Source organism: Pedobacter antarcticus (assembly GCF_900103515.1).
Classification (GTDB): Bacteria; Bacteroidota; Bacteroidia; order Sphingobacteriales; family Sphingobacteriaceae; genus Pedobacter; species Pedobacter antarcticus.
This window is the reverse complement of sequence record NZ_FNGZ01000006.1, coordinates 68,039-88,880: the sequence shown is the minus strand read 5'-3', so window position 1 is coordinate 88,880 and position 20,842 is coordinate 68,039. Positions and strand designations below refer to the sequence as shown.

Genomic DNA, 20,842 nt, shown 5'->3' with positions numbered 1-20,842 from the left:
TCTATTCGTATTGTGAATACTTTCCACTTTACAAAACTAATCTTTAACAATTACATTTCTGGAATGAAACAGGCCTGCGAATCAATTTAACTCGTTCTTTTTGAAGAAAACCGCTAAAAAAACGTCTTATATTTGTCAGATGTTTACAGAGATGCACAGTCCGCTGCAACAATTGCCTCATACAAAGCACCCGAAACTATGGATGAAAAGGGATGATCTGATAGATCCCTACATCTCTGGCAACAAATGGCGCAAGCTTAAATATATACTTAAAGCAGCCAGGGCAGCCGGGAAATCTCATCTGGTAACCTATGGGGGCGCATACTCCAATCACCTTGTAGCCACCGCAGCTGCCGCCGCCAGATCAGGCTTAAAATCTTCTGCGTTCGTCCGTGGGGAGGAAGTCAATAATGAGATGCTTATACTTTGTAAATTGTATGGAATGAACCTGATCTTCACCAGCAGGGAAGCCTACCGGGAACCAGCCACTTGCTACAACAAGTTATTTGCTAATAATCCCGATACTTATGCTATACCCGAAGGTGGGGCAAGTGAAGAAGCTGTTCGCGGATGTGCAGAAATCATCGACGAACTCCCGGCAGATACTGCCCATATCATTTGTGCCGCAGGAACCGGCACTACCGCAGCCGGCCTTTTAAAAGGTATTGTTGCTAGCGGACGCCAAATTCAGCTCCATGTTGTCCCGGTATTGAAGGGCGGCGATTTTATCACCACTGAAATTATCCGTTACGAACCTTTCATTAACCAGTTGAGTATGCACCTGGATTACCATTTCGGCGGTTATGCTAAAACTAAACCCGAACTCCTTCAGTATATGCAGCAATTTATTGCAAAAACAGGCATACTTATAGACCCGGTGTATACAGCCAAGATGTGCTTCGCCACGGAAGACCTGATAACAAAAGGAATTCTCCCTGTCAATGAAAAGGTAATAGCTCTGCACACCGGGGGCTTGCTAGGTATTATGGGGATGAAGGACAAGTTCATATTTTAGTAAAAATCGGCTCTTTCCAGAAACTCAATAACCTCGCCATTCGGGCTGTAAACCAATGAATTTCTTACCCACATTCCATCTGTCCCCAATTGCAGTTCCATAGTCGCCAGGCAGGGTGTTGCACCCGCGGCTAATGCCTGCTCAAAAGCCTGGTCAGCATCAGTAACTGTAAGACAAATATGCAATAAAGCCGTCTGCACAAACTCCTCATTTCCTGTATGTTTCCTGCCCTGGGCGGGAATATCAGCATTCGCATCGTAGAGTTCAATAAAACCATGCCCATCTGGTGAGCGAAGCATCGCAGCTCGCTTAAGGTTAAACTCCGGTAATGACCAGGAATGGCTTGTTGTAAAACCTAAACTCGTATAAAAGCTTAACGTGTTTTCAAAATCAATTGCCCTGATCGCTATATGGTGCAATCCAATTATTGTATTTTTAGCTGCTGAAGTCATTATATCTAATTTTCAGCAAATTTAGTTACCAATTCCGCTTTTAGACCTCCTTACAAAATTGTAAGCCGATGAGAAAAACCAGCTCTACCAACTACAGCAATGCAAAAGAACTTCATAATTATTGTGAGGCCGCCTATACCCTTTCCCTTATTTCCGGAAGATGGAAGCTCACCATCCTGGTCGAACTGACCAAAGGCAATAATCGTTTCTCCTTATTAAAGCAAGTAATACCTGCAATCACAGAAAGGGTACTTGCCCTTCAGCTTGGCCAGCTGGAAAAAGACGGACTGATCCTCAAGTCGGCAGTCCAGGAAAAAAACACTCCAAAGAACACATATGTTTATGCCTTAACAGAAAAGGGTATTGAACTGCAAGTAGTAATCAACTCACTGGAAACCTGGGGAAAAAAGCATCAGCCGGAAACCTAGGCATTTTATCGTCATGGGGGACATTTGACCCTATCTTCCCATTGCTTTTTACAGGGACACATGACCCTGTGATTCAACCGTTAACATCCCGAAATTAGTTTTAACAAAACAAGACACGTTAAACTAAAAAAAAACAGGATGGCAATGCTTATCTCTTATATCATCACGGCGCTCTTCATCATCTTATGGTTGTACGCGGCACTACCTAAACTATGGGGCATCCGGTATTTTCATGAAGTCCTGAAAAGTCAGGCTATCCCAAGGTGGTCTATCGGCTGGATCGCACTGTTTCTGCCGCTTACTGAACTTGCTGCAGCTGGATTATTGCTTTTCCCATCAACCCGGCTAATTGGCATGTCATTATCGCTATTACTGATGCTCATTTTTTCTACTTATGTCAGCGGAATTATTTTCCAGGTCTACGACAAATACCCTTGCCCTTGCGGCGGCTTATTCACAAGGATGGGCTGGCGAAAGCATTTGAAGGTAAACTTAATATTAACGCTAATTGCATTGGGAGGCGTGATGCTTACACTCGATAATTTTAATTAAAAAAATGGATTGGTTTAAATACACAGGTTCAGGATCTATATATGATCCGCTAAACTACATGTTGATTGCAATTCCAAATTGCCCGTCTCCAAAACTAAGATTATGCGCAATTTATGCCAGCCGGCAAATCCTTAATTCAGAGCTCAAACCGGTCTTTACAGGGATGCTCCAGGCTGAAATTGCCACTGTTATCATGACAAAACAGGAGTCTGTCAATGTCTTATTATGTCCGTAATCCCTCGTTCTTTGAAATAAGCCAGGGTGAAAATTTCACCCTGGCTTCATAACCGGATTCAAAAAAATTGTTTAAACATGTTGCCCCCTGGTATTGCAAGACTAATGGGCAGGAGCAGACCGAAAAGCCTTAAGAGTAGGTAAAGGAAAAGCCGAAAACCTTTAACAGAGTAGGCAAAAATTTAAAGTTTAAGCTTTTTGATTTATAAAAGCACTAATGTTATGGCAAATTCATGGTTTAAATATAGTGGCTCAGGTTCAGTTAACACAGCAACCAATTATTCTGCTGTTTCTGGCACGCCGAATTGTCCTCAGCCAAAGCAGCAACTCTGTGCTATTAATTCAGAGATACAACTGGTTAATGGTGTCCAAAGACCGGTTATTACCGGTACGCTTCAGGCAGAGATCATGGCTGCTGTAAGTAGCGGAGCCGAATCTTCGAACGTCACTTTACAGCCGTTTAATTAGATGTATTGAGTATAGCGTAACGGATGGATTATCGTTTGTTACGCTATTACTTTTTTAATTCGCTAAGCACAAATACTTCAATAGTTCTTTCTTCCTCCTTCAAATCTAAACCATATTTTTGAAGAGCCTTTCTTACCGATTCAATATCCTGCCAGGATTTCAAGCTAAAATTCATTTCCACTCCGCCTTTGTAACCCGTTTCGTCGAACACAGGTGGATTTCCGTAGAACTGATTTAATTTCCATACAATACTATTTTCTAAATCAACGTTCTTGATTAAAACTTCAGGTGCGGTGAGATTAGAAACCTCGTCGCTACTCTTGCCTGTAGACTTAAATTTAGTTGCTCTATCCGTTCGATATAAAATCAAGCATTTCATTCTCCGTTTCTCATACCTACCTTTCAAATCTAATAGGTTGTCTAAGTCTTTGATTATTTTTCTAGATACTTGACTCACTGTTTGCCCGGAATCGGCATATAACGATTCGTAGCAGATATATGTTCGCTGTCTATAGACGTAGTTATATTCTTTGCTGTCTTCTTGTATTATATACTTAGAAGAGTCTTGTACTTCTAGAATGACTCGACTTGGTTCAGGATATCTTTTAATTGACGAATAGAGATTCCATTGTGTGATATATGCATTTATCACTGGCTGATTAATGATAAAATCTCTGCGTGTATGGCTCAACGTATCTATAGTTGAACCCACTTTAGTTATTACCCCATCCTGATACGGTCCGAATACAGCTGTATAAAGATTTATAGGGTTGATTCCAGTAAACCTATTCTTATTCTGCAAAACCAACGGTGTCTTTGCATCCACTGGAGGCAAAAAATCATTTTTAACCGGCAAATCTATTCTTTTATTAGCCAGAACACTTTGTATATTAACTTGATCAACATACCCCTGCTCCGTAATTGCGATCACTATCCCCTTATTAATCCATACGACATGAGAAACCAGCTGGTGGGGAAAGTATTGATTAAGTAACTTGTTTTCAACGACCCAAGGAATTTGAACTTTATTACGGGATAAATAACTCGTTTTATTAGTTAGAAATTTTCTGATAAAGCTTTCGTCTTCTCGTTTCAGCATTCCTGGCGCGTAAGCTTCACCACCCACTACAGCCATTATCTTAATATTATTTCCGAACTGCCTTTGGAGATGTTCTTTTTCAACTAAGCCTGCTAAACAGGCGGTGCATGTAGTGTACATAAAATCCAGAATAAGGAGACGATCATTATAATCAGAAATTTTTTGAGATTTCAACTCTCCGTTCACTTCCAAAACCTTACTTAATAATACGTCAGGAACCTTCTCTCCAATTTTTATTCCTGTAAATTGTTCAGCAAGCACTTGGCCGCTTCTGGCATTTATGTCAGTTATCGTCTGACCTTCTGTGAGGAAAGGCAAAAATAACAGTAGAAGTATATTTATTTTAAAACTCATAATGAATTAATTAGAACTCCCTTTCAAAGAGGATAAGTTCGAGTTATGTAAACCGATTATCTTGGATTCTGAGGAATATCCACTCGTTCTAGAACCTCCCTTGGCACTAATAAAGTGTACCTTAGATCGCGTGGTGGCAGGGTATATTCCTGACCATTCAAGCTTCTAGTAAGAATTTGTGCAAAACGTGAATCTTTATTTAACCTTCTTAAATCCATCCACCGCAAACCGCGGAATAATAATTCACGTCTTCTTTCAGTTAAAACCATTTTTAACACCTCGTCTGCATCATTAGCAGTCAAAGGGACGTATGTAGTATCCCAACGACTCATTCTTAGCGTATTTAAATCAACAAGCGCGTTACTCACCTGACCAGCTCGGGCCGCGCATTCCGCTCGGATTAAGTACATTTCATCTGTGGCAAGACCGTTGAAGATAGTTCCCGGTATATATGTTCCCTTAAATTGATAGGTATCATTTCCCTTATTCCGAAAGAATAGTGTTTTTCTTAAGTCGCCTGATTCATATAAATTGTACAATTCGGGGTTGACAATACCATAGGTAATTGGGACTAACGCATTGCACCCGGTTTCATACAGAACTTCCACATTGAATCTTGGTATTGGATAAGTGGGCTGAGCATTTATAGTTTTATAGTCCATTAAAGTGCCCTTTTCCCGTAAGCTTAAGTCAGCATTTATAAATGCCTGTTCAAAGTTATCCATAACTAGAAATACCCGGGCTAAAGCTGCGTATGCCGCAGCTTTAGCGGGCATCGAAATAGATCTATCTGCCAGGCTAACTAGTTGTTTCGATGGCAGTAAGGAAATCGCTTCAGTCATATCTTTTACAATCCTGTCGTAAGTGTCTTGCAGTGTACCGCGATCTGTCTTTTCACCTAAGTTTGGTGTTAACCGGATCGGGATACCATAATTTTGTCTGGCAGTACTGGCTTCGTAAGGTTGTGCAAAGACCTGTGCCAAGCCAAAGAAAGACATTGACCTCAATAGTAAAGCTGCGCCTCTAATACGATTCCATTGCTGCTGTTCATTTTGAGTAGGGACAATTTTATCCAGAACTTCAAGGATTTGATTACAAACTAACACCTTGCTATATGCTGCTGCCCAATCCGTATAAATTACATCAGAATTTTTTAGCCACAAATAAGGCTCTCTTCGATAATTCGGCAAAGATGTCCAGACCTCTGACGTCAGATAATAATCATCTGATGAGATTTCGGCAGTAGAAGGATAAAGAGTATATAATACTCCTGCATTGTTTAACAAAGCCTGACAATCGTCTAATGAAACTGGCACCACCTGACTTTTATCTGGCTTGACGTCAAGATACTTCTTGCAAGAAAAAACTGCGGCAATCGAAACAAACAATAATATATGAGTTATATATCTTTTCATGTTATTTAATTAAAAATTTGAATTAATACCAATTGCAATTGTTCTGGGGTTAGAATAACTATTGTAGTATTCGGGATCTAGCCCAACTTTGTTTTCTTTCCAGATTAAACCTAGATTACTCATATTCAAAAACAATTTGATATTGAGCAATGACGATACTGGTTTGTTAAGCAAGTAACTAATCGTTATATCCTGAAGCCTGATATGACCTGCGTTGGCAACCAGAACTGATGCCCCTGTATAAAATTCATCGCGCAATGGGTCATTAGGATACTTTAGCGAAGGTACGCTTGTTAATAATTCATCGCCCTTCCTCTGCCATCTCAATGAATAGTCTGAATGCCCTATTACAGGGTTAGTACCACCGTTATTTAACAAATCAGTATAATTGATACTATTTCGCCTGAAAACATAACCCAATTTCGCGATTATGTTAGCTGAGATACTTATATTTTTATACGTAAAAGTATTGCGAAATGAACCTGAATATACAGGTGCCGCGCTCCCATGGTACACCAACTGATCCGGATTAATATTAGTCAAAGCTGCATAGTCATTACTCTTTTCCCCATTGAGATATCCGAGTGGATCTCCAGTTTCCGGGTCCAGCCCAGCCCATGGATAAGAAAACACAGACAATACCGGCTTTCCAACCATTAGACCACTAGGTATGGTGAGAACAGGTCCTAGGTAACTATTTAAGCTGTTGCTTATCGGTGTATATTTAGTTACTTTGTTGTTATTATAATTAAAGAAAATATCGGTAGCCCATTTAAAACTACCGGTCAGATTATTGGAGTGGAGACTAATATCTACACCGGTGCCTTTTAAATTTGAGCTATTGAAAGTTGCAAAGGAAAATCCAGTAGTGTAATCTAAAGGTGTGCTATTCAGTACGTCTTTAGCAGATCGCGAATAATATTCAATACTACCGGAAATTACCCGGTTCCTCATAGCGAAATCTACCCCTAAATTCAAGGTTCCGACTTTTTCCCATCTTAATTGATCATTAGCCGGATTAATAATATTTGCGTAAGGAAGATTAATTACGAAATCATTGTTTCCTGCATATTTGATTGTACTGTAAGCAGATAAATTTTTATTAGTATTACCTTGATAACCATATGTCGCTCTAAGTTTTAGCTCAGGTATTAAATCAAAATTATAGAATTTTTCCTTCGAAAGATTCCAGCTTAAACCTACCGACCAAAATGGTGCTCCGCGTAAATTGGTAGCTACCCCAAATAAATTAGCTTCATCTTTCCTGGCACTTGCGGAAATTGTATACCGTTGATTGAAAGTATAAGCCGCATTAGCAAAATAGGAGATGAAGCGATAACGCTGTTCGGAAAATGAAACACCACTAGGCATGTTTACAAATGATGACAATGGCGAAATAAACTGCGTGATATTGTCGACATCCGCAGATGTCAAAAGCAAATCGCTATAACCATATACGTTTGAACTGTTCGATCTTTTAACTTGTTCACTCTGCTCTATTCCGATCAGCGCATCTAATTGATGATTTGTACCCCATATTTTATTTGCATTGACCTGACCGCGTACATTATAAGAACTGCCGGCATCTGAATTCCTGGCCATTATCGCTCCTATTGGCAAATTGCGTATCGTCTGATCGCCATTAAATTCTGTAAGCAAATTTATTTGATTCCTTGTATAATAAGATTCAGGGCCCTCCCAGTTTCGATTTTCCGAAATACTTCTGGTATACTGGTGCTTCACACTGGCACTAAAAACTTCGGAAAGCTGATACTTTGCACCAATATTCATTAAAAAATTATATGCATTTACCTGATTAGAACTGGCTTCCAGTTCCGCTAAAGGTCTATACCTCCAGTCTAAATACCGGGGATCGACATTGTCGAGAAATCTGTTGTTAATCTCTTTACCAACGACAACAGGGTTTCCATTATCATCAGCCAATCTAATATAGGGAAGCGTATTAAAAGGAGCATATGTGATGTCACTGTAAGTCCCGGGGCTTTTATCTTTTCCCTGGGTATACATTGTATTGAAATCAAATTCCAATTTTTTAATAGGTCTGTAGGTAAAACCCGTACGCAGCGTAATTCTTTCGCTCCTATTTTGAACTACATCAAACCTGTTTCTGTCATACCCTCCAGAAATTTGATAACTGAACGTATCGCCACCGCCATTAATATTTAACGCGTATTGTTGTGCAATACTCCTGCGATAAATGTATTTCATATAGTCCCGCCGCACGTCCTGATTACGGAACTCATCAATTTGCTTATCTGCTTCTGCCTGGGAGATAGTTGCTCCTGGTTGTCTTGCCTGAAGCATTAATTCCACGACAGGAGACAGGTAAGGTTGGGTCCAGATGTTTTCAATATTTGAATCATAAAACCCCTTGTTAAACAGAAGTTTTTCCAGGTCGATATAATCATTACTGCTCATGGTATTGAGCTTAAACAGATTCGGTTTATCCTGAATAGTGACATTACTGGTAAAAGAAACGGCCGCAGCTTTATTGTACTGCCCCTTTTTTGTCGTAATAACAATAACCCCGTTAGCAGCTCTCGCGCCCCAGATCGAAGCCGCAGCTGCATCCTTTAAAATAGTCACACTTTCTACATCGTTTGGATTGATATTATTCAAATCGCCCTCATATGGAAAATTATCCAGAATCAATAAGGGAGACGCCATAGATTGCGTAAGCGTACTCAGACCACGTATAGTTACCTGCCCAAGCCCAGGTGCCCTGGTAGAATTCTGTCTCCTGTCTATCAATAAACCAGGTGTTACATTTTCCAGCCGGCTTAGAATATTGACACCTGTACTCCGGTTTAATAAAGCATTGTCTATTTTCTCAAAAGAGCCTGTCGCTCTCTCTTTTGGCAGATCCTGATAACCGGTACTAACAACGGTTACACCCTGAAGTTCTCCAGAAGCTTGCTCCAGTTTAATGACCAGATTAACATCTGCTCCAGAAATACTCACCTCCTTGGTTTGATAGCCGATATATGAAATGATAAGGACTGCATTTTCGCCAGGTACATTCACCGAGAAATTACCGTCTCCAGATGTAGTAATCGCTATTTTAGATTCGCTGCCTTTTAATTTTATAGTAGCTCCGGGCAAGCCATTTCCCTTCTCATCCACAACTTTTCCGCTGACAATAATGTCTTTATCGGCTTTCCAGAAAATCGGGTACTCATTTCTGATGGAGATAATTACACTCTTTTCCTCCAGTACAAAATCGAGTGGAGTTCCGGTGAAAATTTGTTTCAGCGCTTCGGATAATTCAACATTTTTTACGTTTATAGTAACCGGCCTGGCATTGCGGAGTGCTCCCGCTGTGACCATAAAGTCGAAACCAGTTTGCAACCTGATCTCTTTAATTACCTGCACTAGTGGCTTATTGCGCGCGGAAAGGCTAATTTTCTGTGCAAAAGAGTTTGCACTCACCTGCACTATAAAAGTAATAAGCAGCAAAGTGGTGAGGTTAATCCCGCGAATTAACCTCCTTATAATCCTGTTGCGCAGAGGCATGACAGGATCTTTACGATAAAATCTGTACATTCGTTTAGTTTGGATTGATGCGTTGAGCCAGTCATTTCTAGGTGGTTCAGCTCTTCGCAATAATGAAATATTTAATATTTTTCTATCCAGGCTATACCATCCCAATTAGCGTTGGGGTGGTTTTTACAATATGGATTATATGCAGGGTATGGTTATTTCATAATCAGGACCCTCCTTCCTTCAACCTTAAAGTGAACACTTTTTGTTTTTTCCAGGACATTCAGTACCTGTTTGATATTTTTACTTCTTGAGATTGTACCGTAAAACTTTTCATCAGTTAATTCTCCCTGATATATGATGTCTACATCATACCATCTGGAAATCTGACGCATAATACTTGCGATACCCACATTATTAAAATAGAAGTCTCCATTTTTCCAGGCCATGTCTTCGCTGAGATCTGCTTCGGAAACTTTAATCTGGTTCCCTGTCCGCACAGCACGCTCTCCCGGTTTAAGAACTTTAACTTCTCCATTTCCTGAGATCTATACAGAACCTTCCAGTAAAGTCGTTATGGCATCTGGCTCGTCACTATAACTGCTGACATTAAAATGTGTCCCAAGAACTTTAACTTCCTGTCCATCAGCCTGTACAACAAAAGGTTGTTTCTTGTTTTTGGCGACCTCAAAATAAGCTTCACCGGATAATTCTACCCTGCGCTCCTTGAGGGTATTGAAAGAAGATGGATATTTCAACTCAGATGCCGCATTAAGCCAGACCAATGAAGAATCGGGCAGGCGAACCTGATACTGTTCACCCCTTGCGGTAGAAAGCGTATTATAGGAACTTTTTGGTTTAGCCACTACTTTATTTCCCTCAGTATTCCGAACGCTATATATCAAAGCTCCAGCTGCATTTTTGGATATCACTACACCAGATTCATTCGCCAGCTCGCCCTTTAATGCCTCCGAAAGTAAGATCTTACGCCCATCGGCCAGGATTAAGGTTGCTCCCTCTTTCCCAGGAGTAATTTCATGGGTAACCGTTGTATTTTTTGTTTCCTGTGTATTGGGCTTATTAATCAAAAGCAGGCTTCCTCCGATAACTAGCATGGCAGCCGCTGCACTCCACATGAACTTTAATTTGGCAATTCGTTGCGGCGTGATGGGGTCTTTAATCTTATCGAATATTAAAGCAGCTCTTTCTGGAGACAGATCCTTATATCTTTCCAAGGGTAAATGATAATATGCATCCGTCAATGCGACCTTCAAAAACTCTTCAGCCTCACTGTCCAGCAGCAAAGCCTCAAATTCCATCAGTTCCGCCCGCGTAGCTTCCAGATTCAAATAACCCGCACATAAATAAGCGACTCTCTCTCTATCCATCTAAGATTAATTTATCCGGCAACGGAAAGAATTCCTATGCATTTATGAGGTAGACGGGCGCAAAAGATAAAGGGGGGTACTGAGGTCTAAAATAATTTTAAAATGATTGCCATGATAATAATGTCGGTGTTCTTGTCCATATATTCCCGTATAGCACGCAATGCTATTTTCATATATGATTGTACCGTTAGGGGTGAGAGATTCATAATTTTAGCAACTTCATCATATTTTAAACCCTGCTGTTTACACAGCTCATAAACCTGCTTTTGCTGTGGAGGTAGTTGTGCAATAGCTTCAGAAAGTATCAACCGGGTATCTTTTAAAATGATCTGCTCCTCAGTTTCGTTGGTACTGAATTCAAAAGTGTTTTTAAGAGTTTGGTCCTTTCGGTACCGGAGCGCTGACTGGCGCAGAATGTCCAGTGAACGATTTCTGGCGATAGTGACGAGATAACTTTCCAGGTTAAGTATTTCGGGCAGACGGAGTCTGTTTATCCATATTTTCAAAAAAGTTTCCTGTATAATTTCTTCGGCAAGCAATTCAGATTTTAACAGGTGCAGTGCGTATTTGTATATAGATTGATAATAGAAATCATATACCTCCCGGAATGCCTGGTGATCCCCTGCTGCAATCTTTATCAAGACAGATTGCTCATTTGGAAATGGATTGACGCGCATAAAAATTTGCTGTTCTTATAGAACGGATCAATTATATATAAAATATATTATAATATATAAATTGAGATAGCAAATAAACTTAGAAGGAAATGGAAGAACACTAATAATGAAAATTTATCGTGCTAATAAGATTCCGTCACATAACTTTTTAAGGTAAGCAACTACGTCGTTAATCTCTGCTTCTGAATAGGCAGTTTGATTACCGGAAACCGCTTTGTGATCGGATCGGGTACGGATGAGGTACTGCTGTACCGTTCCGATTATAGAAAGATAAAGGAACCCCGGATCAGTATCGGATGCGAAAATCAGTTTTTGCTTTCCCGAATCAATAATTTCGGTAAAATACTTTCGGTTTGCGTCGTCGAGATTTTGCAGTGCCTTTATGTTTTCAACATAACTACTCATTAGCTGCTCTTGAAATAAGATCCTTGATACTTCATCATTTCCAAGAATATAAAAAGCATATATTTCAATCAGGCTGTGGATCTTGTCCAGTTCAGAAATCTCCAGCTCCACCACATCTTTTATTTTTTCAATCAGATCGCTGGTATTGGATGCCACAATATTTTCCAATAATTTTTCCTTGCTGCTAAAATAGTAATTGATCATTGACAAATTTACCCCTGCCATTAATGCAATCTCTCTGGTTGAACTAGCCATATACCCTTTTTGTGCAAAAAGGCGGATAGCAACATTCATTATTTCATACTTTACACTCATATTTTCCCTCCGTAACATCTAGGTATCGATGCAGAAAATGAACTGACCGATCCTAAAAATGTCAAACGTCGTAAATTACAAAAGAAAAATATTAAATCAGCCCCCAGATGCGCTGGAACGGTCAGCCAACTAACATATTTAACTTATACGCATCCTTAGATTCATTTTTTTAGTGTTTGACTTCTCTCATCTGCTCTCCATTTTCATAATATCTCAGGTATTCCAACTTTCCATTTTGGTCATAAACCTTCCATTCTCCAATATAAAACCAATGAAATTGTTTTGGGTCTGATGCATCTGTCCTGGCTTTACCACGCGTGGAAATTTTTCCGTTATCGTGATAAATCTTAATATGGCTAATATTCCCGCGGTACTTTTCGTTACTTGTTAGTGTATCATTCCTATAATATTTCCAGTTTCCCCGTTCTCTGCCATTATTTTTATAATGATAAATAAACTTATAGTTCTGCCCGTTGACCACATTTTGTTCAACCCACTTCCCTACTTTTCTACCGTTGGTGTATCGATTGGTCTTACATGCCGGCAAGATGAAAATCAATAATCCAGTAAACATTACAAATGCTTTCATAATATATATTTTAGCGTAACAAGCTTTGTAATGGCCGGCATGATTAAACTGCTTTTAAAGTCAGATAATCATGCAGACTGGGTGTATCCGGCTCAACAATAACTTTTTCAGTCTCTTCAGGATAATAGATCTGATCGTCACTCCTGTATGGATCGGTATACAACGGATAATGTTCGATGGCGGGGAATTCCAGATAAATTGACATCACATAAAATTTATGTTAAACCATACACTAATTAGCTCTAATATAGGCATAATAAATAAAGCCTACAAAATAAGTAGTCTTTATGATTACTTCCCTAAAAGTAGCCGTGCCTGTGTGCCCCACTGTCCAATAAAAATATCCGGCTTACCGTCTCCGTTTACATCCCCAACAGCAATCCCCCAGCTTCTGCCTACAGTAGAAGCAGGAATCACCTGATCAGTAACCAATTTAAAATTCCCTTTACCGTCATTCTGTAATGCCTGCACCTGCATTGCCTCGAATGGAGGTATTTTGATCGCACTTAAGATAATATCCGGGGAACCGTCGTGATTGAAGTCAAAAATTGCACCTGCATAACTCGAATAAGTTTGTTTAGGTATTCTTTTTGCCGTTTCATCTTTAAAATTCCCTTTACCATCATTAATCAGCAGACGGGTGGTGGGATCCTTCTCAAACTTACCGCCGTTGCTTGTAAGGTTTAAAAACAAGATATCGGGGTGCCCATCGCCATTGGCGTCGAAAGTTAGAACTTCCCTGGTATGTAACGGGGCCAGTAAATCCAGCTTTTCCGGATGTTCAGTAAAATGTCCTTTTCCATCGTTAAAAAACAAACGATTGGGAGGAACTTCGTTCCCCGCTATCAGATCCAGAAAGCCGTCTCCATTCAAATCTGATAACTTTACGGACTGTGTTTCTGTGCGGATTGCAGGTAAACCTTTCCTGGTATAATCTATAAAGTGACCCGGTTTTTCGGGATTATTGATCCATAAAAGATTTTGCGGTGTTGGCCCTGTATTTCCAACGATAATGTCTAACAGACCATCTCCGTTCACATCTCCGATATCCAAACCATTCGCTTCACTTTTCGCTGGCAGTCGTTCGCTTACATTTCTAAAGGTTCCGTCTCCATTACCCAGATAGAATTCATGATTCTGATCATCTTCTGCGACGAAAATAATATCTAAGTGTCCGTCTTTGTCAAAATCTCCTGCACGCACATGCTCGGTATCATGCGACTTTTTGGCAAAAACGCCCTTTTTCCAAATAAATTTTCCCGTACCATCATTCAGATACAGCCGGTTAGGCAGAGACTCTAAGGCCAGTATCGCGTCTAAATGACCATCTCCATTCACATCTTCCAATACTACATCTAAAGTATGTGCATCTGCATCTATGGGTAAATGAGTTGTTGTAACGTCATTGAAATATTTTGTTTCTGTACTTTGCGAAATGGCATTATGCATTACAACCAAACACAAGGTAGCTGTGATCGTATAGAATTTTCGAAATAGAGAATGCTGCATAAGCTGAAGATCTAGCGGTTCATAAACAATAGTATCCTACAAGATAAGAATTTATGGCAAATAAAGAAATAATTTATAATATTAATTAAAGAAGCATCGGGTATTACCAGATTAGTTCGCGAGGGTTTGAAAGCGTACGGATGTGGCTAAATCTTCTTTCTTTAGCAAATGCGGGATAAACCCTGCGAAATATTTGAAATCGCGGATAAAATGCATCTGATCAAAATAACCAAAGCGGTATGCAATTTCATTCCAGGTAATATGAGGGAAGTCTTCCTTAAATCTATAAGCATTCGTAAAACGGATCATACGGGCATACAATTTTGGAGGAAGCCCTATACGTTCCAGTGATTTCCGTTCGAATTGCCTTACACTGAGACATGATTGTGAAGCCAGATAATCCATAGACAAACTCCCCATAGCATTCACCTGCTGTAACATTGCCGGATCAAAAGGCAGGGCGGGTTTTAGCTCGGAGAGCTTACAAAGAAAGTAATTCTGAACCACTTCGTTTTTATCCTGATCGGTTCTGGCCTCCATCAACTTTTCCAGGACTTCATCAATTTCACGTCCCAAAATAAGTCTGGCATCAAAATCCCTGTCTACGATTTCCTCCAGCGGCACTCCAAGCAGGCGATACATACTACAGGGCTTTAAAACGACGATTACAGTCTGATGCTTTTTACCTAAATCCAGTGTAACAGGCGTTAGTTGCGGCCCTATAATTATTGCACGTTCACGGGCAATAAATTCACCATTCTGCTTTCTCACTTTGACCTGATCATGCAAATAAAAACAGATGAAACGCGTATGGGATGGAACAAAGGTATAGATTGGAGAAAGGCTTCCGGGCAAAGTAAAATCTATATCAAGCACGAAAATCCCACTGATATACTCCTGTAAGGCAGGTTGAGGTTCATAAAATGTATGGTACATAACTACATAATGAATACTACTGATAATAAACAAGTTACGAAACAAATAATTAAAAGTAACCAAAAAAACACCGCCATCTTCCTAAAGACTCCTCCTTAGATAAGATGTCGCATTTGTACTATGTTTCAGGTTACATAAGCAACTAAATTTGAATTAGTTATCTCAAAAATCTATAAAACAATCAACCTTTAACACCTTCAACTATGTCAACCACGATCAACAATTATCAGGTGGAGGGATATATCTCTCCCATTCAGCAGCCAAACGGAATGGCCTGCTGGGCTACTGTTGCAACCATGCTCCTGTCATGGAGGGATCAGCAAAGCTATACAATTGAAACAGCAATGGACATTGCAGGTCAGAAGTACCGGGACCTCTTTGATAGCCGGGAAGGACTTTCCGCAGAAGACCATGAAGATTTCGCTTCGGCCAGTGGAATGACGATAGAATATCCTCAATGTTATTCTCCTGAAGGAATCTACAATTTACTGGTCAGCTACGGCCCCGTCATCGCTATTGACGATGAGGATGAAAGTGAATTTTTCGCCATTCACGCCCGCGTCATTAATGGTATCGAAACTGATGGCTTCGGAAATGTCTCACTAAATATCATTGACCCTGGCACCGGAAGTGAATACAGCGAATCCTTTGAAAGTTTTGCTTCAAAGTTTGAGGCAGTCGATGGTGCACCCCGTATCCAGGTGATGCACTTTTAACTCCCGATCCCAACTAACCGAATATACACTTAACAAAAAGCAAAATGGCAATTTTTAATAGTGATGATTTAATCAAGGCAACACTTGGAAAACTTAATGAAATAATCACCGGTGGTGATGATTATGCTCCTGCAAACAGAAATAATTTCGTGTCCTGGATTATGCCGGGAATGCCTTTTTCAGAGAGTGATTTTGAATTTTTAGAAAAAGGGTTTAACGGAAAAGATGCCACCGAAGTTCGTAAACTGGTTATGCAGGCGGCAGATTTCGCTATGTTTTCTGACCTGGTACCCGATCCTACCGCAATTTACGATGCAGATCAGAGCCAGACTATGGATCGTAACAGTCAGGAAAGGCTGAGTAAAATCTATGGAAATATTTTAAAGTTCGCCAAGGTCACCAACCTCTCGCCCACTGACACAGAAAAGGAAAAGATGGATAAGTTTAAAAAACTGCTTTACACCATCAAAGAGGAGAAGAACCTGGTTACAGATGAAGTAAAAAGCAGTGTTGTTGAAGGACCTGTTCTTCAAGCCTATACCGAAAAAATGTATGCATATGAGGAAGCTGCACTTTTATATAATTTAAAACGTATAAATGCGGCTACAAGCGATGACAAAACGGCTGTAATGGATTTCTCGGTTAATGCACCAATCTACCGGAATAAGGTTAAAGCATCCATGAACAGCTGGACAGGTGCCGGATATAAAAATGAGGTAGAAGACATGCAGGCCTATATCGCTCAGGTTACAGGACGGAGTATGGCATCGTGGTTCGCAGAGTTACGGGATGTTTACGAACGGGCGGCTTTCACAGAATCTATGATTGACTTTACTTTCCACCCTGTACGTTTATACCCCGCTAATTTTTATAAACAAAGCTGGATGGATTTTTCATTTTCAGAGAATGAATATACAAGTCATTCCGATAAGACGACCAACGCCTGGAATGTTGGCGGAGGTGCGAACTTTGGTCTTTGGGGTGCAAAAGCCTCGGCCGACCGTAAAACTGAAAAGACACATAACAGTGTTGAGACTTCTCATTATTCAATGAAATTTGGATTGACCCAGGTAAAAATAATGCGGCCGTGGTTCGGTACAGAACTTTTTTCCTGCCGGGGATGGAAACTCGATCCGGGAACATGGTCATTTGGAAACCCACAGCTATCTGATGGAGGAAATCCTCCAAACGGAAGTTTTATAGCCTACTCTACAAATGCCATTTTTGCAAAGGATCTTGAAATTACCTTTGACAAAAGTGCCTGGGAAGGAAGTAGTTTTCGCAGTCAGTTTAATGCAAGCGCGTCTGCAGGCTGGGGTCCGCTCCGATTAAAAGGCGGTTACTCCCGTGGCGAAGAAGTCCATGATTTTCATTCGGAGGATACCGGCCAGGGTATTTCTTGCAAAGGCATACAATTACTGGGTTTCGTCAACCGCCTGGTAGGCACATGTCCTAATCCCGACCCTAATGCCAAATTTGATTAGCAATATTTATCAAAACGATATCATATGACACCGATTGTAGCAATTGCATTAATTACAAAATTGAAGTTGATCTTTGAAACAGACAAACAAGGGAATAAAGAAACAAACAAATTTCTGGCTTTTCAGAATGGATCATTTCCAGTGGCGAAAGAAAACTTTTATTTTATGCAGCCGGATAAGTATGGTATCGGTCCTATTGATACAGCGATCAAAATGTTTGATTTTGCTAATACTTTTAATTTTGTTTCTGAAGTCGATGATTTTATAAAACCTAGTTCAGCCGCTCTGGAGGACGTATACTATGACACGCTGAAATACGCGATACCCGCGAATAATACACGCGGGCCGGAACAGGAAGAACGATTTCTGAAAGCGATAGCATTTTTAAATCAGGCCATAGAACTTGAAAGTGGTGAGCAAACCACTTATCTGGCCAACTACGACAAGTATGAACAGCTTTATAAAATTGCAATCAGCGAATATAAAAACCGGGAATTAGCCTATAAAAACGCAACCGGAGACGGTGCAGAAGAGCTCAAAACAAAATGGATCAATGAGGAATCAACGCTAAAAACGGATATTGAAAGAAACCTTTTAAACTGGGAAACCGCAGGTAAAAGGTCTCAGGTGGAAAAATACCTTGGTGATTTTCTTGCTCTTTCTGCGGCATCACCAACTAAAACAATTGCGGATCTGAAATTGGAATATGAACTTTTCACCAAAGCGACGTCAATCGATCACCTGGCAAATGAATTAAATTACATACCGACATATTTTTCTCCAGTCAACTTTTTCGAAGATGAAACAGGATGGCATGAAATAAGTTTAGACAGATCTGAAGTGCAGTCTTTAGTCCGACAAGCTCCGGAAAGACTTAAAAACTTATACGAAATAAATGATGAACACATTGACATCAGTACCGTCCGTTTTGAATACACTGTTGTGGATATTATCCGCGAATGGCTGCATTATAATGACTTTTTATTGCAGCCATTCTGGAAACTCCCGGCAGCATCGCCTCCCCTTTCCGATGGGACGGGAGGTGGTAATTTACCAGCCTTTCCGCAAAAAATAATTTTCATAAGAAAACTAAGTGTCGAAACACAAAGTACTGCGCCGATAGAACCCGGAGGCAAAATAAGACTATTTGATTTCCTATTTCAAAAACTTAAGCCCTCAGTAAGGACGACCATGCTGGTACAAACTGACTTGATTACTAAAAAGAGGAATGAACAGCTTTTTAAAACAAAAGAAATACTGTTAAAAGAAAGAACCCTTCCTGATGAAAGCAGATTAATATCAGCTCAAAAAATCAAGTTTAATTCACGGTTCATGAAGACGGCAAATTTAGCTAAACCAGCCATATCAAGATTTTACAAAGCTCAGTGGTCACCAAAAACTATCGCATCGATCGGTATTAAAATGCCAGAAAATACTGCACCAGCGCCACCGGTCACAATTGCCACCAGTTCAGAAATTGAGCTTCTTGCTTTTATATGCAATAAAGTTCCCGGATGTCCGGCTCCCGACCCAACATTGTCTTGGGACAACTGAGCTAATTTTTGTGCTGATTATCGTATATTAGTATCAAGCTGGCACAAAACCACTTCATTTAATAAAAGAATATTAATCCTAAAGTTGATTTTTATTTTAATAAGGCAAAAAAATGGAAGGAAGAACAAGAGCAATTGAGAATGATTGCACTCGACTGCCAACTAGCCGAGGAATTAAAATGGGGCGTTCCATGTTATACGTTTCAGAATAACAACATCGTCCTGATTCATGCTTTTAAAGAATACTGTGCTTTTTTGTTCTTCAAGGGTGTATTGTTAAATGATGAGAAAGGTATTCTAATCCAGCAAACACAAAATACGCAGTCGGCCCGGCAGATCCGCTTTAGCGATGTCCGGGAAATAGTCGAGCTAAAAAGTATGCTGAAGGCGTATATTTATGAAGCTATAGAAGTTGAAAAGTCCGGTTTAAAAGTAATTTTTAAACCGAAAGAAGAATTCGTTATCCCTCATGAGTTTCAAAGTAAATTAGATACGATCCCTGCTTTAAAAGCAGCATTCGATGCATTAACTCCGGGAAGGCAAAAGGCTTATCTGCTACACTTCTCCGCAGCAAAACAGCCCAAAACCCGTGAGGCAAGAGTTGAGAAATATATACCTCAAATTCTCAGCGGTAAAGGGTTAAACGATTAACGCTTTCAGTCAGCCAGGTTAGTTAATACAATTTTCCCTGTATGCTCGCCACTTTCCATTAAACGGTGAGCATCTGCTGCATCGGAAATAAGGAAAGTTTTAAATATTGCGGGAACGAATTTACCTGATTCAATAACCGCCCATACATTTTTATAGATTTCCCCGGCCAGTTTTTTCTTAAATTCGTATGGTCTGCTTCGAAGTGTACTACCGGTTATAATTAAGCGCTTAACCATCACCTTTGCAAGGTCTAAAACTCCCTCACCTTTTATCGAATTAATATACACCACCCGCCCGTCTGGATTTAGAATATTCACATTCTTATTCAGATAATCTCCGCCAACCATATCCAGTATCACATCAATACCCTCCTGCGCATATTCGACAGCAAAATCCTGCGTTTTATAATTGACAAAACGAATTGCTCCTTTACTTAAACATTCCTGCCCTTTTTCCTCACTGCCCACCGTAACATAAACTTTAAAACCCAAAGCAGTTGCCAGCTGGATACTTGTGATCCCGATTCCACTGCTGCCACCGTGAATTAATAACTTCTCTCCCGGCTGAAGATTTCCTCTCTCAAAAATATTAGACCAAACGGTAAACAGCGTCTCTGGCAGACTGGCTGCCTGAATAAAATCGAGCCCTTTAGGTTTTGGAAGACACTGACCTTCCCTGGCAATTGCATATTCTGCATACCCTCCGCCATTTAACAAGGCACAGACTTCATCACCTAATTTCCATTCCTTTACAGAGGGGCCGCAGCCGACAACGATTCCTGCCACTTCAAGACCCGGAATATTCGCAGGAGCACCTGCCGGTGCAGGATAACCTCCCTTACGCTGGAAGACATCGGGACGGTTAACTCCGGCCGCTCTAACGTGGATAAGCACTTCATCTGCATGAGGTACGGGCGTTGGGTATTCATTCCAATCCAGAACTTCAGGACCACCGGTCTGCTTATATACGATTGCTTTCATATCAGGTATTTTTTAAATTAATGCTAAATAAAAATGTGATCTTACCTATCAGAAACAGCCACTCAAAAATACTGTTTCAATTTAAATTCATTTTGACTCGATAAGAACCATTTTGCAGTGA

At 40.2% G+C, this 20,842-nt stretch carries 22 protein-coding genes; 9 read left to right on the top strand and 13 right to left on the bottom strand.

Going from position 1 to position 20,842, the window contains the following annotated elements; all coding sequences use genetic code 11:
• Positions 1 to 100: 100 nt before the first annotated feature.
• The gene (locus BLR53_RS13350) at positions 101 to 1,015 is read left to right on the top strand and encodes a 1-aminocyclopropane-1-carboxylate deaminase/D-cysteine desulfhydrase (protein WP_342342070.1); all 915 of its coding nucleotides are present in this window, start codon (positions 101 to 103) and stop codon (positions 1,013 to 1,015) included.
• Here BLR53_RS13350 and BLR53_RS13345 read toward each other — a convergent pair.
• Positions 1,012 to 1,467 (bottom strand): VOC family protein, encoded by a 456-nt coding sequence (locus BLR53_RS13345; RefSeq protein ID WP_074590322.1) that lies wholly within the window; start codon positions 1,465 to 1,467, stop codon positions 1,012 to 1,014. The two genes, BLR53_RS13350 and BLR53_RS13345, sit on opposite strands and share 4 nt — an antisense overlap.
• A 68-nt stretch (positions 1,468 to 1,535) precedes the next feature.
• Here BLR53_RS13345 and BLR53_RS13340 point away from each other — a divergent pair, with 68 nt between their 5' ends.
• The 4 genes from BLR53_RS13340 (at position 1,536) to BLR53_RS13330 (ending at position 3,149) form a co-directional block, all read left to right on the top strand.
• Entirely contained in the window at positions 1,536 to 1,895 is a 360-nt protein-coding gene (locus BLR53_RS13340; protein WP_074590320.1) for a winged helix-turn-helix transcriptional regulator, read from the top strand.
• Positions 1,896 to 2,033: 138 nt separating this feature from the next.
• Positions 2,034 to 2,447 carry a MauE/DoxX family redox-associated membrane protein gene (locus BLR53_RS13335; protein WP_074590318.1) on the top strand — a complete coding sequence of 138 codons (414 nt, stop codon included), beginning with the start codon at positions 2,034 to 2,036 and terminating at the stop codon, positions 2,445 to 2,447.
• Between the two features lie 4 nt (positions 2,448 to 2,451).
• Positions 2,452 to 2,682: a hypothetical protein gene (locus BLR53_RS19795; protein WP_143007875.1), complete on the top strand. Its 231-nt coding sequence runs from the start codon at positions 2,452 to 2,454 to the stop codon at positions 2,680 to 2,682.
• Positions 2,683 to 2,903: 221 nt separating this feature from the next.
• Positions 2,904 to 3,149 (top strand): hypothetical protein, encoded by a 246-nt coding sequence (locus BLR53_RS13330; RefSeq protein WP_037442721.1) that lies wholly within the window; start codon positions 2,904 to 2,906, stop codon positions 3,147 to 3,149.
• Positions 3,150 to 3,195: 46 nt separating this feature from the next.
• Here the strand turns inward: BLR53_RS13330 and BLR53_RS13325 are convergent, their stop codons facing one another.
• From BLR53_RS13325 to BLR53_RS13285, 11 genes are all read right to left on the bottom strand, one after another.
• A complete protein-coding gene (locus tag BLR53_RS13325; RefSeq protein WP_074590316.1) occupies positions 3,196 to 4,602 on the bottom strand; it encodes a hypothetical protein in 1,407 nt (468 codons plus the stop codon).
• Positions 4,603 to 4,658: 56 nt separating this feature from the next.
• A complete protein-coding gene (locus tag BLR53_RS13320) occupies positions 4,659 to 6,017 on the bottom strand; it encodes a RagB/SusD family nutrient uptake outer membrane protein (RefSeq protein ID WP_074590314.1) in 1,359 nt (452 codons plus the stop codon).
• Positions 6,018 to 6,026: 9 nt separating this feature from the next.
• The gene (locus BLR53_RS13315) at positions 6,027 to 9,581 is read right to left on the bottom strand and encodes a SusC/RagA family TonB-linked outer membrane protein (protein WP_083332087.1); all 3,555 of its coding nucleotides are present in this window, start codon (positions 9,579 to 9,581) and stop codon (positions 6,027 to 6,029) included.
• A gap of 152 nt (positions 9,582 to 9,733) precedes the next feature.
• Positions 9,734 to 10,018: a FecR family protein gene (locus BLR53_RS19705; RefSeq protein ID WP_176763542.1), complete on the bottom strand. Its 285-nt coding sequence runs from the start codon at positions 10,016 to 10,018 to the stop codon at positions 9,734 to 9,736.
• Positions 10,019 to 10,066: 48 nt separating this feature from the next.
• Positions 10,067 to 10,906 carry a FecR family protein gene (locus tag BLR53_RS13310; RefSeq protein WP_083332085.1) on the bottom strand — a complete coding sequence of 280 codons (840 nt, stop codon included), beginning with the start codon at positions 10,904 to 10,906 and terminating at the stop codon, positions 10,067 to 10,069.
• An 86-nt stretch (positions 10,907 to 10,992) separates the two neighbouring features.
• Positions 10,993 to 11,583 carry an RNA polymerase sigma factor gene (locus BLR53_RS13305; protein ID WP_074590309.1) on the bottom strand — a complete coding sequence of 197 codons (591 nt, stop codon included), beginning with the start codon at positions 11,581 to 11,583 and terminating at the stop codon, positions 10,993 to 10,995.
• Between the two features lie 114 nt (positions 11,584 to 11,697).
• Positions 11,698 to 12,282: a TetR/AcrR family transcriptional regulator gene (locus BLR53_RS13300; RefSeq protein WP_176763541.1), complete on the bottom strand. Its 585-nt coding sequence runs from the start codon at positions 12,280 to 12,282 to the stop codon at positions 11,698 to 11,700.
• 190 nt (positions 12,283 to 12,472) lie between these two features.
• On the bottom strand, positions 12,473 to 12,892 hold the full coding sequence (locus tag BLR53_RS13295; protein WP_074590305.1) for a hypothetical protein: 420 nt from the start codon (positions 12,890 to 12,892) through the stop codon (positions 12,473 to 12,475).
• A gap of 43 nt (positions 12,893 to 12,935) precedes the next feature.
• Positions 12,936 to 13,097, bottom strand: coding sequence for a hypothetical protein (locus BLR53_RS19955; protein WP_176763540.1), 162 nt, complete (start codon positions 13,095 to 13,097; stop codon positions 12,936 to 12,938).
• An 86-nt stretch (positions 13,098 to 13,183) separates the two neighbouring features.
• Complete coding sequence (locus tag BLR53_RS13290; RefSeq protein WP_083332083.1) at positions 13,184 to 14,401, bottom strand: FG-GAP repeat domain-containing protein; 1,218 nt, start codon at positions 14,399 to 14,401, stop codon at positions 13,184 to 13,186.
• Positions 14,402 to 14,512: 111 nt separating this feature from the next.
• Positions 14,513 to 15,337, bottom strand: a complete 825-nt coding sequence (locus tag BLR53_RS13285) for a helix-turn-helix domain-containing protein (RefSeq protein WP_074590300.1) — start codon at positions 15,335 to 15,337, stop codon at positions 14,513 to 14,515.
• A gap of 203 nt (positions 15,338 to 15,540) precedes the next feature.
• Between BLR53_RS13285 and BLR53_RS13280 the strand changes: the two genes are divergently transcribed.
• The 4 genes from BLR53_RS13280 to BLR53_RS13265 all read left to right on the top strand — a co-directional run bounded on the left by BLR53_RS13280 (position 15,541) and on the right by BLR53_RS13265 (position 19,741).
• Positions 15,541 to 16,053 carry a papain-like cysteine protease family protein gene (locus BLR53_RS13280; protein ID WP_074590297.1) on the top strand — a complete coding sequence of 171 codons (513 nt, stop codon included), beginning with the start codon at positions 15,541 to 15,543 and terminating at the stop codon, positions 16,051 to 16,053.
• Positions 16,054 to 16,097: 44 nt separating this feature from the next.
• The gene (locus BLR53_RS13275; protein WP_074590295.1) at positions 16,098 to 17,537 is read left to right on the top strand and encodes a hypothetical protein; all 1,440 of its coding nucleotides are present in this window, start codon (positions 16,098 to 16,100) and stop codon (positions 17,535 to 17,537) included.
• A gap of 24 nt (positions 17,538 to 17,561) precedes the next feature.
• The gene (locus BLR53_RS13270; protein WP_074590293.1) at positions 17,562 to 19,091 is read left to right on the top strand and encodes a hypothetical protein; all 1,530 of its coding nucleotides are present in this window, start codon (positions 17,562 to 17,564) and stop codon (positions 19,089 to 19,091) included.
• 71 nt (positions 19,092 to 19,162) lie between these two features.
• The gene (locus BLR53_RS13265) at positions 19,163 to 19,741 is read left to right on the top strand and encodes a YdeI/OmpD-associated family protein (protein ID WP_074590291.1); all 579 of its coding nucleotides are present in this window, start codon (positions 19,163 to 19,165) and stop codon (positions 19,739 to 19,741) included.
• Positions 19,742 to 19,746: 5 nt separating this feature from the next.
• Here BLR53_RS13265 and BLR53_RS13260 read toward each other — a convergent pair whose 3' ends face one another.
• On the bottom strand, positions 19,747 to 20,721 hold the full coding sequence (locus BLR53_RS13260; RefSeq protein ID WP_074590289.1) for an NAD(P)H-quinone oxidoreductase: 975 nt from the start codon (positions 20,719 to 20,721) through the stop codon (positions 19,747 to 19,749).
• Positions 20,722 to 20,842: the final 121 nt, after the last annotated feature.

Bases quoted from the DNA above. Each gene is read 5' to 3' on its own strand.
- BLR53_RS13345 (WP_074590322.1), bottom strand. From the start codon at position 1,467: ATGACTTCAGCAGCTAAAAATACAATAATTGGATTGCACCATATAGCG.
- BLR53_RS13340 (WP_074590320.1), top strand. From the start codon at position 1,536: ATGAGAAAAACCAGCTCTACCAACTACAGCAATGCAAAAGAACTTCAT.
- BLR53_RS13335 (WP_074590318.1), top strand. From the start codon at position 2,034: ATGGCAATGCTTATCTCTTATATCATCACGGCGCTCTTCATCATCTTA.
- BLR53_RS19795 (WP_143007875.1), top strand. From the start codon at position 2,452: ATGGATTGGTTTAAATACACAGGTTCAGGATCTATATATGATCCGCTA.
- BLR53_RS13330 (WP_037442721.1), top strand. From the start codon at position 2,904: ATGGCAAATTCATGGTTTAAATATAGTGGCTCAGGTTCAGTTAACACA.
- BLR53_RS13325 (WP_074590316.1), bottom strand. From the start codon at position 4,602: ATGAGTTTTAAAATAAATATACTTCTACTGTTATTTTTGCCTTTCCTC.
- BLR53_RS13320 (WP_074590314.1), bottom strand. From the start codon at position 6,017: ATGAAAAGATATATAACTCATATATTATTGTTTGTTTCGATTGCCGCA.
- BLR53_RS13315 (WP_083332087.1), bottom strand. From the start codon at position 9,581: ATGTACAGATTTTATCGTAAAGATCCTGTCATGCCTCTGCGCAACAGG.
- BLR53_RS13310 (WP_083332085.1), bottom strand. From the start codon at position 10,906: ATGGATAGAGAGAGAGTCGCTTATTTATGTGCGGGTTATTTGAATCTG.
- BLR53_RS13305 (WP_074590309.1), bottom strand. From the start codon at position 11,583: ATGCGCGTCAATCCATTTCCAAATGAGCAATCTGTCTTGATAAAGATT.
- BLR53_RS13300 (WP_176763541.1), bottom strand. From the start codon at position 12,282: ATGAATGTTGCTATCCGCCTTTTTGCACAAAAAGGGTATATGGCTAGT.
- BLR53_RS13295 (WP_074590305.1), bottom strand. From the start codon at position 12,892: ATGAAAGCATTTGTAATGTTTACTGGATTATTGATTTTCATCTTGCCG.
- BLR53_RS19955 (WP_176763540.1), bottom strand. From the start codon at position 13,097: ATGTCAATTTATCTGGAATTCCCCGCCATCGAACATTATCCGTTGTAT.
- BLR53_RS13290 (WP_083332083.1), bottom strand. From the start codon at position 14,401: ATGCAGCATTCTCTATTTCGAAAATTCTATACGATCACAGCTACCTTG.
- BLR53_RS13285 (WP_074590300.1), bottom strand. From the start codon at position 15,337: ATGTACCATACATTTTATGAACCTCAACCTGCCTTACAGGAGTATATC.
- BLR53_RS13280 (WP_074590297.1), top strand. From the start codon at position 15,541: ATGTCAACCACGATCAACAATTATCAGGTGGAGGGATATATCTCTCCC.
- BLR53_RS13275 (WP_074590295.1), top strand. From the start codon at position 16,098: ATGGCAATTTTTAATAGTGATGATTTAATCAAGGCAACACTTGGAAAA.
- BLR53_RS13270 (WP_074590293.1), top strand. From the start codon at position 17,562: ATGACACCGATTGTAGCAATTGCATTAATTACAAAATTGAAGTTGATC.
- BLR53_RS13260 (WP_074590289.1), bottom strand. From the start codon at position 20,721: ATGAAAGCAATCGTATATAAGCAGACCGGTGGTCCTGAAGTTCTGGAT.